Origin of the sequence: Pseudomonas sp. C32 (assembly GCF_030417915.1) — a bacterium.
Taxonomy (GTDB): domain Bacteria; phylum Pseudomonadota; class Gammaproteobacteria; order Pseudomonadales; family Pseudomonadaceae; genus Aquipseudomonas.
Window position 1 is genome coordinate 106985 of the sequence record NZ_JAUHUK010000014.1, and the last position, 12905, is coordinate 119889.

14 protein-coding genes and 1 pseudogene are annotated in these 12905 nt (G+C 58.9%); 11 read left to right on the forward strand and 4 right to left on the reverse strand.

Annotation, left to right across the window (positions count from 1 at the left end):
- Nucleotides 1-138: 138 nt before the first annotated feature.
- The 4 genes and pseudogenes from QYH43_RS17385 to QYH43_RS17400 all read left to right on the forward strand — a co-directional run bounded on the left by QYH43_RS17385 (nucleotide 139) and on the right by QYH43_RS17400 (nucleotide 3762).
- Nucleotides 139-378: a hypothetical protein gene (locus tag QYH43_RS17385; protein ID WP_095056109.1), complete on the forward strand. Its 240-nt coding sequence runs from the start codon at nucleotides 139-141 to the stop codon at nucleotides 376-378.
- 152 nt (nucleotides 379-530) lie between these two features.
- A pseudogene (locus QYH43_RS17390) lies at nucleotides 531-809 on the forward strand (site-specific integrase); the annotation flags it as partial.
- A 12-nt stretch (nucleotides 810-821) separates the two neighbouring features.
- Nucleotides 822-2408: an ABC-F family ATPase gene (locus QYH43_RS17395; protein WP_008053703.1), complete on the forward strand. Its 1587-nt coding sequence runs from the start codon at nucleotides 822-824 to the stop codon at nucleotides 2406-2408.
- A gap of 166 nt (nucleotides 2409-2574) precedes the next feature.
- A complete protein-coding gene (locus QYH43_RS17400) occupies nucleotides 2575-3762 on the forward strand; it encodes an MFS transporter (RefSeq protein WP_095056108.1) in 1188 nt (395 codons plus the stop codon).
- A gap of 122 nt (nucleotides 3763-3884) precedes the next feature.
- Here the strand turns inward: QYH43_RS17400 and QYH43_RS17405 are convergent, their stop codons facing one another.
- Together QYH43_RS17405 and QYH43_RS17410 are read right to left on the reverse strand one after the other, a co-directional pair.
- Complete coding sequence (locus tag QYH43_RS17405) at nucleotides 3885-4922, reverse strand: dienelactone hydrolase (RefSeq protein ID WP_095056245.1); 1038 nt, start codon at nucleotides 4920-4922, stop codon at nucleotides 3885-3887.
- Between the two features lie 168 nt (nucleotides 4923-5090).
- Entirely contained in the window at nucleotides 5091-5702 is a 612-nt protein-coding gene (locus QYH43_RS17410) for an FMN-dependent NADH-azoreductase (protein ID WP_095056107.1), read from the reverse strand.
- 129 nt (nucleotides 5703-5831) lie between these two features.
- Between QYH43_RS17410 and QYH43_RS17415 the strand changes: the two genes are divergently transcribed.
- Both QYH43_RS17415 and QYH43_RS17420 read left to right on the forward strand, forming a co-directional pair.
- Complete coding sequence (locus tag QYH43_RS17415) at nucleotides 5832-6740, forward strand: LysR substrate-binding domain-containing protein (protein ID WP_301157602.1); 909 nt, start codon at nucleotides 5832-5834, stop codon at nucleotides 6738-6740.
- The gene (locus tag QYH43_RS17420; protein WP_095056105.1) at nucleotides 6737-7096 is read left to right on the forward strand and encodes an MmcQ/YjbR family DNA-binding protein; all 360 of its coding nucleotides are present in this window, start codon (nucleotides 6737-6739) and stop codon (nucleotides 7094-7096) included. The genes QYH43_RS17415 and QYH43_RS17420 overlap by 4 nt, the downstream gene beginning before the upstream one ends.
- An 11-nt stretch (nucleotides 7097-7107) precedes the next feature.
- Here the strand turns inward: QYH43_RS17420 and QYH43_RS17425 are convergent, their stop codons facing one another.
- Both QYH43_RS17425 and QYH43_RS17430 read right to left on the reverse strand, forming a co-directional pair.
- A complete protein-coding gene (locus QYH43_RS17425; protein ID WP_301157604.1) occupies nucleotides 7108-7536 on the reverse strand; it encodes a DUF1294 domain-containing protein in 429 nt (142 codons plus the stop codon).
- Nucleotides 7533-8363: an undecaprenyl-diphosphate phosphatase gene (locus QYH43_RS17430; RefSeq protein ID WP_095056103.1), complete on the reverse strand. Its 831-nt coding sequence runs from the start codon at nucleotides 8361-8363 to the stop codon at nucleotides 7533-7535. The genes QYH43_RS17425 and QYH43_RS17430 overlap by 4 nt, the downstream gene beginning before the upstream one ends.
- 281 nt (nucleotides 8364-8644) lie before the next feature.
- Between QYH43_RS17430 and QYH43_RS17435 the strand changes: the two genes are divergently transcribed.
- From QYH43_RS17435 to QYH43_RS17455, 5 genes are all read left to right on the forward strand, one after another.
- Nucleotides 8645-10279, forward strand: a complete 1635-nt coding sequence (locus QYH43_RS17435; RefSeq protein ID WP_301157606.1) for a methyl-accepting chemotaxis protein — start codon at nucleotides 8645-8647, stop codon at nucleotides 10277-10279.
- 200 nt (nucleotides 10280-10479) lie between these two features.
- Nucleotides 10480-11043 carry a nicotinamide riboside transporter PnuC gene (pnuC, locus tag QYH43_RS17440; RefSeq protein ID WP_301157608.1) on the forward strand — a complete coding sequence of 188 codons (564 nt, stop codon included), beginning with the start codon at nucleotides 10480-10482 and terminating at the stop codon, nucleotides 11041-11043.
- On the forward strand, nucleotides 11040-11564 hold the full coding sequence (locus tag QYH43_RS17445; protein WP_301157677.1) for an AAA family ATPase: 525 nt from the start codon (nucleotides 11040-11042) through the stop codon (nucleotides 11562-11564). Before pnuC ends, QYH43_RS17445 begins: the two co-directional genes overlap by 4 nt.
- Before the next feature lie 326 nt (nucleotides 11565-11890).
- Nucleotides 11891-12328, forward strand: a complete 438-nt coding sequence (locus QYH43_RS17450) for a hypothetical protein (RefSeq protein WP_301157678.1) — start codon at nucleotides 11891-11893, stop codon at nucleotides 12326-12328.
- Between the two features lies 1 nt (nucleotide 12329).
- Complete coding sequence (locus tag QYH43_RS17455) at nucleotides 12330-12902, forward strand: adhesin (protein WP_301157609.1); 573 nt, start codon at nucleotides 12330-12332, stop codon at nucleotides 12900-12902.
- Nucleotides 12903-12905: the final 3 nt, after the last annotated feature.

Below are 12905 nucleotides of genomic sequence, written 5' to 3' on the forward strand. Positions count from 1 at the left end.
AAAGAAATGTATAGCGTGGACACTGCCAATCGCGCGCTTCGGTGCCGCACCCGGAACCAATAAAAAAAAGCTCCACGGCGCGGGCCACTGGACTAGGCTAAGTGAAATACTCAAGCTGACTTGACGAAAGCCCCCGCCATGAGCCAGAACGAACAAATCTACCAGCAGTTGCAGGCGTATATTGCCGAACTGGAGGCGCAGTATCGAACGCTCCAGGACAACTACGATGATGAGATCCTGCTGTGCGTTAGTGTACTGCGCACCTTGGTTGATGATGACTATGAGTACTCTAAATCACTGGTGAAGCGCGCTGGCTGTTCTACTGAGCGCAGGGCTGACGCGCTGCAGTTTATCGAAGACGTGCGCAACGGCCATTAATCAGCGATTCACAGCAACCTACGACAAAGGACCGACACCTCGCCGGTGCCCCCGTATTGCTCCGCTTCCAAGATCCTTGGCTCGCACAATCAAAACAGACCTCCCAGCGTCTAAAAATGAAAACCCTCGAACACTCGCCGAATGTCTGAATAGAGACGTCAAACCGGCACAAGCAATGGGGCTGCGTGTTAAAGAAGCTGATGATCCGTTATCGGCCGCCGTACAACTGCCGTCATACTTATGCGACAATATGCACAATGTCTGGCATGAATCCCGCCTTTATTGCCCAACAGCTCGGACACAGCGTCCAGATGCTGCTCTCGACTTATGCGCGCTGGTTGAACGCTAGCGGCGACTGGGGCGAGATGGAACAGCTACAAAATGCCCCAGGAATGGCCAAAACGCCAAATGCGCGGCTCGCAACCCATTGATAGGTAAAGTAATTGATCTCCACAGCTAACATCACGATGCAGTTCGGCGCCAAGCCGCTCTTCGAAAACGTTTCGGTCAAATTCAACGGTGGCAACCGTTATGGCTTGATCGGTGCCAACGGTTGCGGCAAGTCGACCTTCATGAAGATTCTGGGTGATGACCTCGAGCCTTCCGGTGGTCAGGTCATGCTCGAGCCGAACGTGCGCCTGGGTAAATTGCGCCAGGACCAGTTCGCCTACGAAGAATTCACCGTGATCGACACCGTGATCATGGGTCACGAAGAGTTGTGGAAGGTCAAGGCCGAGCGCGACCGCATCTACTCGTTGCCGGAAATGAGCGAAGAAGACGGCATGGCCGTGGCCGAACTGGAAACCGAATTCGCCGAGATGGACGGCTACACCGCCGAATCCCGCGCCGGCGAACTGCTGCTGGGCCTGGGTATCCCCCTGGAACAGCATTTCGGCCCGATGTCCGAAGTCGCTCCAGGCTGGAAGTTGCGTGTGTTGCTGGCTCAGGCACTGTTCTCCGATCCGGAAGTGCTGTTGCTCGACGAACCGACCAACCACCTGGACATCAACACCATTCGCTGGCTGGAAACGATTCTCAAGGCGCGTAACAGCACCATGATCATCATTTCCCACGACCGTCACTTCCTGAACAGCGTGTGCACCCACATGGCTGACCTGGACTACGGTGAGTTGCGCCTGTTCCCGGGCAACTATGACGAGTACATGACCGCGGCCACCCAGTCCCGCGAGCAGTTGCTGTCGGACAACGCCAAGAAGAAAGCCCAGATCTCCGAACTGCAGACGTTCGTCAGCCGCTTCTCGGCCAACGCCTCGAAAGCCAAGCAGGCCACCTCCCGCGCCAAGCAGATCGACAAGATCCAGCTGGCCGAGGTCAAGCCATCGAGCCGCGTGAGCCCGTTCATCCGTTTCGAACAGACCAAGAAGCTGCACCGCCAGGCCGTGACCATCGAGCAGATGTCCAAGGGCTTCGACGGCAAGACCCTGTTCAAGAACTTCAGCTTCACCGTCGAAGCCGGCGAGCGCCTGGCGATCATCGGTCCGAACGGTATCGGCAAGACCACCCTGCTGCGCACCCTGATGGGCGAGCTGACCCCGGACGCCGGTTCCGTGAAGTGGACCGAAAGCGCGGAACTGGGCTACTACGCCCAGGACCACGCCCATGACTTCGAAGACGATGTCAGCCTGTTCGACTGGATGGGCCAGTGGACCCAGGGCGAGCAGATCATCCGTGGCACTTTGGGCCGCATGCTGTTCTCCAACGACGAGATCCTCAAGTCGGTCAAAGTCATCTCCGGTGGTGAGCAAGGTCGCATGCTGTTCGGCAAGCTGATCCTGCAAAAGCCGAACGTACTGGTGATGGACGAACCGACCAACCACTTGGACATGGAATCCATCGAAGCGCTGAACCTGGCGCTGGAAAACTACCCGGGCACGCTGATCTTCGTCAGCCACGACCGTGAGTTCGTATCGTCCCTGGCCACCCGCATCATCGAGCTGAGCCCGAATGGCGTGACCGACTTCAGCGGCACCTACGATGACTACCTGCGTAGCCAGGGTGTGGTGTTCTAAAGCAGCTACAAGCGTTTAGCTGCAAGCTTCAAGTGAAAAGCCCTGTCTTGGTGACGGGGCTTTTTGCATTAAGAGGCTGCGATCTTTTGATCGTTAGCCTGCTTTCTTTTAATTCAGCGCCAAGCCATGATGCAACTCTCCCACCGCCGCCCGCGAAAGAGTTCACATGTCTGTGCAGCAAGCGCCTCCGCAAAGCTCCCTGGCGATCACCCTGCAGATCGTCTCTATCGTCTTCTATACCTTTATTGCCTTCCTTTGCATCGGACTACCGATTGCGGTGTTGCCGGGTTATGTCCATGACCAGCTCGGGTTCAGCGCCATCGTCGCAGGGTTGACCATCGGCTCCCAATACCTCGCCACCCTGCTGAGCCGCCCCATGGCCGGGCGTATGTCGGACAACGTCGGCACCAAGCGCGCCATCATTTATGGTTTGTCCGGGATTGTGTTGAGTGGCGCGCTGACGTTGCTCTCGACCTTGCTGCAGGGCTTTCCCCTGCTCAGCCTGTTGATCCTCATCGCCGGGCGCCTGCTGCTCGGGATCGCCCAAGGTTTGATCGGCGTCGGCACCATCAGTTGGTGCATGGGCCAGGTCGGCGCGGAACACACGGCGCGGTCGATTTCCTGGAACGGCATTGCCTCCTATGGCGCGATTGCCATCGGTGCGCCGTTGGGTGTGGTGATGGTCGGGCAACTCGGGTTTTCCAGCCTAGGGATCGCACTGTCGCTGCTGGCGCTGGCCGCACTGCTGCTGATCCGCAACAAACCATCAGTGCCGGTGATTCGCGGTGAGCGCCTGCCGTTCTGGGCCGTGTTCGGGCGCATTGCACCGTTTGGCGCGAGCCTGAGCCTGGCGTCCATCGGCTACGGCACCCTGACGACCTTTATCACTTTGTATTACGTCAGTCGTGGCTGGAGCGGTGCGGCTTACTGCCTGACGGTATTCGGGGTGTGTTTCATCCTGGCGCGGCTGCTGTTCATTTCCAGCATCAGCCGCTTTGGCGGATTCTCATCGGCTATTGCCTGCATGTGTATCGAGACTGTTGGCCTGGCGCTGCTATGGCTAGCCCCTTCGACCGGGTACGCATTGCTGGGTGCCGGCCTGACCGGTTTCGGCCTGTCGCTGGTGTACCCGGCGCTGGGCGTAGAAGCCATCAAGCAGGTACCGAATTCCAGTCGCGGCGCGGGGTTGAGTGCTTATGCGGTGTTTTTTGATCTGGCATTGGCGATTGCCGGCCCGCTGATGGGCGCGGTGGCGCTGAACTTCGGGTATTCGTGGATTTTCTTCAGCGCGGCGTTGTTGTCGGTGACGGGATTAGGCCTGACGCTGCTACTCAAACGGCGTTCGATGACGTAAGACCCGGTGCTGCCCTCTGTAGGAGCGAGCTTGCTCGCGATGGCGGAGTATCTGTCGACACCAATGTTGGATGTGATGGCCCCATCGCGAGCAAGCTCGCTCCTACAAGGGGCATGTGTGAATTACTGGTCCGCAGTCTGCATCCCGGCCCGAGTCGCTTTACCCAGCGTGCGCGAGAAAAAGCGTCCGGCCTCGGAGATCAGGTTGCGGTGAATGTCTTCGCGGTCGACGCCATCGGCATCGGTGCACAGCGCAGGCATGATCACGATTTGCTCATCATTGCACGGCGCCATGAACACGAAGTGCCCTGCCCCGGCCAATAATTTGAAGTCTGGCGCTACAGGCAGTTTGCGCGCTAGCGCGGCGGCATTCTTGTCCACCGCCACCAATTTGTCGCCATCGCCACTGTAAAGCAGCACCGGCACGTGCACGTCGGCCAGGGTGTGGCGGCCAAACTTCAGGCTCAAGGGTGCCATCAACATCAGGGCGTGGACCCGTGGATCTGCGACGGGTTGCAAGTCATCGCGATCGACAATCAACTCGCCTTGGGTATTGCAGGCATCGCGATCATCCGGGCGTTCTTTGCAATAACGCCGCAGGCGATCCAGATCCGGGGTCGCACCGGAAAGAATCAACGCCGTCTCGCCACCCGCCGAATAACCAATGACGCCCACCTGATCGGCATGGACGAAAGGCGCGAGCATGCGGTCGCCCAAGGTCGCGGTGATGGCTTCGGAAATCTGGATCGGCCGGCCGTAAAGGTTACTCAAGGTACCGAGTCGGCTGTGGTCTTTGGAGTTGTCACCGGGATGGATCACCGCCACCACCACAAACCCTTTGCGCGCCAGTGATGTCGCGAGATCGTGCAAGGCCAGCGGCGTACCGGTGTTGCCGTGGGAAAGCATCAGCATCGGAAAGCGGCCGATGGCGACTTTAGTGTCCTCCCCGGCTTCGACCGTGTAACCCTCGAGTTGGCTGGTGTGCTCCCGGTCGCTGGAAGGGTAGAACGCGATGGCGCGCATCGGCTGCAGGTCCAGCGGATCGAGAAAGCTCATTTCATGGTAGCCGACGCTCCAGTGCAGATGCGGCGCAGGCGCGGCGTGCACCGTTATCAGGCTGCCGAACAAGCAGATCAGCAATGTTGCACAAAGACGCACCATGGGATGCCCCACCTTGTTACCCGAACGGAGACGCTGACCCTTGAGTGCATAACTCAGGCCAAAATCCGCAACGCCCAGAAACAAAAAACTCCGCATCTGGTGCTTGCGCATCCAGAATACAGAGTTTTTTGGGCTTTGCCTGAACGGCTCTGCTTCTTTACTGAAGCCTTACGCCGCTGCGAACAATTGCTCGCTGATGTGCGTATGGGCAGCGCTCATCGCCTTGCTGCGAACGTCGTCACCGTAAGACAGGCCTTCGGCGCGAACGATTTCGATGTCGGTGATGCCGATGAAGCCGAACAGCACTTTCAAATAGTCTTCGTGGGCAACACCGGTCGCCTGACCGGCGTGAATACCACCGGAGGTCGAAACAATCACGACTTTCTTGCCACCGCACAGGCCTTCAGGGCCGGCTTCGGTGTAACGGAACGTCTGGCCGGCAACGGCAATGCGGTCGATCCAGGCCTTCAATTGCGTCGGGATGGTGAAGTTGTACATCGGCGCTGCAATCACCACGGCGTCGGCGGCGAGGAATTCGGCCAGGGTCTGGGCGCTCAGGTCGGCTTCGTGCTGTTGAGCGGCGTTGCGCAGTTCAGCGGTGGTGCCGGCAGCGACCAGGGTCGTGGCAGAGAAGTGGCTGATGGCGTCAGCGGCGAGGTCACGGTAAGTCACCACGGCGCTTGGCTCGGCACCCTGCCAGGCTTTGACGACTTCGCTGCTCAACTGACGGGAAGCCGAATTGTCACCAAGGATGCTCGAATCGATATGCAGCAATTTCATGTGGGATCTCCAAGTGAGGATCGCTACAAGGCGATCTGATGGAGACAATCCTACAGAACAAACCAATAGCTGATTAGATGGCAACAATGCGATAGTTCGTCCCATGTATAGAACAATCAGGTAACCCTCATGCAAGACCTAAACGACCTCTATTACTTCGCCAAGGTCGTGGAAGCCGGTGGCTTCGCGGCGGCCGGACGTTTGCTGGGGATCCCCAAGTCGCGACTGTCGCGCCGTATTGCCGAACTTGAAGAACGCCTGGGCGCACGCTTGCTGCAACGTACCACCCGCCAGTTGAAGCTGACGGCCGTAGGCGAGCGCTACCTCCGGCACTGTCAGGCCATGCTGCTGGAAGCGGAAATGGCCGACGAGGCCGTGGCCAGTATGTCCAGCGAACCCCGTGGACGATTGCGGGTGTCCTGCCCCGTCGGACTGGCCCATGAAATATTGCCGGGGGTGATCAGCGACTTCCTGGAACGGTTTCCGCAAGTCCAACTGGAGGTTATGTTGCTCAACCGACGGGTCGATCTGGTGAACGAAGGCATCGACGTCGCCTTGCGCGTGCGGGAACTGGGCGACGAAGACCCGTTGCTGGTCACCCGCCGTCTGCGTCAGGCGCAGACGCTGATGGTCGCCAGTCCCGAGTTCCTGCAAGGCCGCGAGATCAACCACCCCGAAGACCTGAAAAGCATCCCGGTACTCGGTGCGCTTGAAGCCGATCGCATGGTGCACATTCGCTTATTGGACCAAACAGGCAAAAGCTTCGAACTCGCAATGGAAGCACGCCTGGGTATCGATGACTTTATCGTGCGCAAGGCCAGCACCCTCTCCGGCCTCGGCTTTACGATGTTGCCGATGATGTATTGCGAACAGGAGCTGGCCAGCGGTTCACTGGTGCAATTGTTGCCCGAATGGTCGTTGCCTGGCGGGTGGTTGCAAGCGGTCTACCCTCATCGACGCGGCGTGATGCCCGCCGTACGCGCCTGGATCGATCATTTAGTCGAATCCTTCAATGCCTGTGGAGAGCGATTGTTATGAAGGCTGGACGCATGAGCGAAGCGGATGTCGCGGCATTCTGCCTGGCCCTGCCCGGGGCGCGGGAGGATTACAAATGGGGTGGCGTGCGGGTGTTTTCGATTGCCGGCAACAAGATGTTCGCCTTGCAGGGCCTAAGGGGATCGTCCCTGGCGTTCAAGGTCGACAAGGACCTGTTTCTCGGCCATTGCGACCGCCCGGGAATCCATCCGGCGCCTTATCTGGCGCGCGCCCAATGGATCATCATGGAACCGCCCTACCCGCTGGGCCGCGAAGAGCTTCAAGGCTTGCTGCAACGTTCCCACCAATTGGTGGTGAGCAAACTGCCCAAGCGTACGCAAGTCGGGCTATTGCTGTAGCGCCTTGCCGATCAGGGCAAGGCAAACAGGTGTGCGCCAAGGAACAACAGGTCGATCCAGAACACCTGGTGCAGCACCACAATGATCCAGAACACCAGTTGAAACGAGACCTTGCGCGTTTTGTGACGAAACACCTGCTGGGCCAGCAAGGCGCCGGGCCAGCCCCCGGCGAACTCCAGCGCATGCAGAACGTTCTCCGGTGTGCGCCATTGATTCGCGAGGGCTTTGCGCTTGTCACGCCAGTACAGCGCGAACGCCAGGACGCTGAAAAGGCCATAGGCTGCGAGCGGAATCAGAGAAACCCCACGCAGCCATAACGACACCGAACCCCACAGCGGCAACGCGCACACGATCGCGAACACCAGCCATTTCAATCGCGGGTTGCGAATCTGCCCACCAGGCTGACGCCCGGGATTGTTGCGCGTGCGGGAGTCATTCATGGCTTGGCGGCGGTCCAGTCGACCCAGCCGAACTGCCAGGTGGCCAGGATCAACAGGCCGAACGCGATGCGATACCAGGCGAACGCCGCATAGCTGTGACTGGCAATGAACTTGAGCAAGCCACGCACGGCGATCATCGCGAAGATGAACGCGGTGACGAAGCCAATCGCAAACACTGGAAAGTCAGACGGAACGAACAGGCCGCGGTACTTGTAACCCGAGTACACCGCGGCACCGACCATGGTCGGCATCGCCAGGAAGAACGAAAACTCGGTGGCGGTCTTGCGCGACAAACCGAACAACAGGCCGCCAATGATGGTCGAGCCCGAACGCGAAGTCCCCGGAATCATCGCCAGGCACTGGGCGAAGCCGACTTTCAGGGCGTCCTTCCAGGTAATGTCGTCGACCGTTTCGGCGTGTACTTCATGCTGACGGCGCTCGGCCCACAACATGATGATCCCGCCCACGACCAATGCACTGGCCACGGTGATCGGGTTGAACAGGTACTCGTGGATCAGGTCGGCGAATATCACCCCCAGGACCACGGCCGGCAGAAAGGCAATCAGCAGGTTCGCGGTGAAACGCCGAGCGCTTGGCTGGGTCGGCAAGCCGATGACCACGTCGAAGATCTTGCGCCGAAACTCCCAGACCACCGCCAGGATCGCACCCAGCTGGATGATGATGTTGAAGGCCATCGCACGCTCGCCACCGAAATCGAGCAAGTCGGCCACGATGATCTGGTGGCCCGTACTGGAAATGGGCAAAAACTCGGTCAGCCCTTCTACAACCCCAAGTATCAACGCCGAAAAGGCAGTCCAAAGATCCATCAATCCCCCAAAAGGCAATGCGCGCCGGCATGCCCCGTCAGTATTTTTTCAAAGCGTTGATTGCGATCGGCGTGGCTGAAATCCCACGCGTCTGTATTCCCGCAAAACCGTAAAGTTCCAGTGCGATTCAGGTTTTCCCCTGCGGGGCCGAAATCCTATCAGACAAGCCCGATAAACGCTGCGGCGTTATTCGACACAGGTCGCATAGGTCCATGGGGCAAGGTGTGATTGGATGCTGGCGCGGGTTTACTACAAGAACAAGAAAATGGAGTGAATGGGGTATGAACAGCTTGCGCAATATGTCGATCAGCCGCCGCTTGTGGCTCATCCTGATCGTGGCCGTAATGATGCTGTTGACCTTGGGCCTGTTGATGCTCAAGCAGATCCACAATGACCTGTATCACGCCAAGGCAGAGAAAACCCAACACGTGGTGCAGACCGCCAGCGGTGTCCTCAGCTATTACCACAGCCTCGAAACCGCCGGCACGCTCAGTCGTGACGCGGCGCAGAAACAAGCCCTGACGGCGGTCCGCGGCCTGCGTTACGACCAAAACGATTATTTCTGGATCAACGACCTGACGCCCGTGATGATCATGCATCCGGCCAACCCGAAACTCGATGGGCAGAATCTCTCGGCGATCCGCGACCCGGATGGGTTTGCCGTGTTCAACGAAATGGTCGCGGTGGCCAAATCCAGTGGCGCCGGTATCGTCAACTATCGTTGGCCGAAACCGGGCGCCGATGCCCCGGTGGAAAAAACCTCCTACGTGAAACTGTTCGAGCCTTGGGGCTGGGTCATCGGCTCGGGCGTTTACATCGATGACATGCAGGCCGAGTTCTACGGCCAGGTGTGGAAAGCGACGTCGATTGGCCTGGCCATTGCGCTGATCATGGCGTTGCTGGTGATCCTGATCGCCCGCAGCATCGTCCACCCATTGCAGGAAACGGTGAACGCCATGGCCAACATTGCCAGTGGCGAAAGCGACTTGACCCGCAGCCTCGACACCCATGGCCAGGACGAAGTCACGCAACTGGCCCGGCACTTCAACGCCTTCACCGCCAAGCTGCGCCGAGTGATCGGCGAGCTTCAGGAATCCGCCGGTGCGCTGGGCCAGTCCTCCACTGAGTTGGGCAACGACGCCGCCCAGGCACAACAACGCAGCCAGCAGCAATCCGAGCAAATGGAACTGGTTGCCACGGCCATCAACGAGGTCACCTACGGGGTGCAGGACGTGGCCAAAAATGCCGAGCACGCCGCCAGCGAAATGCGCGACGCCGAGGCGCAGGCGCAACAAGGCCAGGTCAATATCGAAGGCAGCCTGAAGCAGATCGACACCTTGTCCTCCACCATCGACCAGGCGGTGGACGTGATGCGAACCCTGGCGGCTGAAAGCACCCAGATCGGCAGTGTGCTGGAAGTCATCCGCTCAATCGCCGAGCAGACCAACCTGCTGGCCCTCAACGCGGCGATTGAAGCCGCAAGGGCCGGTGAGCAAGGTCGCGGTTTCGCTGTGGTGGCCGACGAAGTTCGCTTGCTGGCCCAGCGTACGCAGAAATCCACGGCAGAAATCCAGTCGATGATCGAGCGTTTGCAAAGCCACTCTGAAGCCGCGGTCAAGGTGATCGGCGACAGCAGCCGGGCCTCGCAGTTGACCATCGAACAGGCTGGCCTGGCCGGTGCAAGCCTGCATGCCATCGGCCAGGCGCTGCGCAACCTCAATGGCCTGAACGCATCCATCGCCAGTGCGACGCTGCAACAGGCCCATGTGGTCGAGGACATCAACCAGAACGTGACTCAGGCGGCCGGGTTGTCCCATAGCACGGCATTGGCGGCCGAGCAGTCGAGTGCGTCGAGCGTTCGCCTCAAGGCGTTGAGCGAACAGTTGAACGGGTTGCTCAAGCAGTTCCGCGTGTAACCCCTCGCTGTTGTGTAGGAGCGAGCCTGCTCGCGATGGTCGTCAACGATAACGCGTGTTTGCTGTTTAAACGCGGCGCTCTCAAGACCATCGCGAGCGAGCTCGCTCCTACAGGATGGAACGGCTTATTCGCACCACAGCCATCCCCACGCCAATCCGGTTACAATCCGCCCCCTCTTCGATTTCCCCAAGGAACCTTCATGTCAGGGCTTGAACTGTTTGCCGCCACCCTCGGCGTCATTGCCGTCTGGTTGACGGTCAAACAGAACCCTTGGTGCTGGCCGATTGGCCTGGTCATGGTGCTGATCTACAGCTGGATTTTTTTTGAGGTGAAGCTGTATTCCGACATGCTGCTGCAAGTTGTCTACGCCGCTTTGCAGCTTTACGGCTGGTGGCAGTGGACGCGCGCAGGCCAGGCGCATCAAGGGCGCGAGGTCAGTCGTCTGGGCACACGGGCAGTGGCGACAGGCCTGGCCCTCGGCACGATCGGCAGTTTGTTGCTGGGCGCCGCCATGGCGCACTGGACCGACGCCGCCCAGCCCTGGCTCGATGCGGCCCTCACGGCGTTCAGCCTGGTGGCGCAATGGTGGATGGCGCAAAAACGCGTGCAGTGCTGGCCGCTCTGGATTGTCCTGGACGTTATTTTTGTCGGCCTGTTCTTGTACAAGGGGATGTACCTGACGGCGGCCCTGTATGGCCTGTTCACCCTGCTGGCCATTCAAGGCTGGCGCACATGGCGCAGCGACCCGCTGCTGTGCCCATGAAGGTTTTGGTGCTGGCAGGCCCGGAATCCAGCGGTAAAAGCTGGCTTTCGAGTGAGATTCACGCCAATTTCGGCGGCATATTGGTCGGCGAGTACGTTCGGCACTTCATCGAACGTGAATGCCGACTAACGTGCTATGAAGACATCTCGCCGATAGCACAAGGCCAGCTTACTTGGGAAGATCAAGCACGCGCCAAGCAGCCGCCGCTGCTGATTCTCGATACGCATCTCCTGAGTAATATTCTCTGGAGTCGCACATTGTTCGGCGATTGCCCGCCGTGGATCGAGCAAGCACTGCTGGCACGGCACTACGATCTGCATTTGCTGCTGAGCCCTGAAACCGTCGCGTGGCATGACGACGGGCAACGTTGCCAACCGCAACTGGCAGAACGCCAGGCGTTTTTCCAGGCCAGTCACCAATGGCTTGAACTGCATTGCCAGCCTTGCCAGGTACTGCAAGGTGACTGGAAACAGCGCAAGGACGCGGCATTCGAGGCGGTGGCACGCTTGCTCAAGGCCTGACAGCGCCCTGAAGAAAATGTCCATTCCTGATACACCAACCTCTGTCGAAAGCCGCGAGACAGAGCGTCCCGAGCACTCTTGCAAGATAGTGTAAATCCTCTGATACAGCCTGCCCTCCCCCCCCTTAGCAAGCAATGCCGCCAACATGGGCGGGCGTTTTTTGCGTAGCGCTGTCTCAGTGGCGTTACAAAATCTTTTTAACCACTTCACCACTCCAAGCCAACCCACTGTTCTTAAAAGAAAAACAAAAAGCGGCACACCTTCTGCTCTCTGCACTTGCAACGCTGATTAGGGCCAGCGTTCCACTTACAGAAGGAATTGCCGCCGTGGGGAAACTTGATAACAGCATCTTTAGCTTCTTGCTGATCGGATGCGCAATGAGCTTAACGGTCTGCCTGCCCGTACAGGCTGACAATGGCATCATCACGATCAAGCGTGACGTCCAGACGCGTAACGCGGTGATTCCACCGCTCGTGCCCGACCCAAGCCCCACCACCGTCAATGCCAACCCGTCGAAACAGATTCTTGCTCAAACGAACGAGTTGAGTGACGGGGATTTTGCCAGCGTTGCCAGCGGTTCAGGCATCACTCAACTGGTCACCCAAGGCACCAACAATCTGGGCGGCAATATCACCAACCAGACCCAGCTCGCCAACATGCCCTCCGGACGTTCGGGAAATTCCGGCAGCGGCATTGCCAACATGGTCAATTCAAACGTCCAGCAAGGCCTGGGCGCTCTGAAAATCCTGACGGGAGACCGTTGAGATGAATCGTACGTTGCTGATTCTCGCCATGTTTTGCAGCGCTTCGTCCTTTGCCCAACCTCCCGTCATCAATAACGCCAACATTGATGACTCGGGCATGCGTTACCAAGGCAACCTCACAGTCAACCAGGCAGCGGGCGATCAGCAGCAACAGGCCAATGCCCGGGCCATCGCCATTGGCCATGGAGCCAGCGCGACCACCCAGATTCGCCAACGCCTGCGCAGCCATGTCGACCCCGCGATCGATGCCCAATCCAGTATCAAGGGCGATTCCTTCAGTCACGGCAACGGCGTACTGGGCGTGAACCAGAGCGCGGGTGCCAGCAACCAGCAAGCCAATGCACTGCGAATCAGCATCGGCAGCCAGCCGCAAAGTATCGATGACAGCGTCCTCATGCAACAGAACGTGGCGCTGCTCAACAACTCCGATCCAACTGCTTCTGCACCAGGCTATCGCCAGGTCACCACAAGTGACCAGGCTTTCACAGGTAGCCGCGGGGTACTTCAGTTGAATCAGAGCGCCGGGGTGGGAAACCGAACGGCCAACACCCTAAGCGTACGGGTCGTGGATTGACCC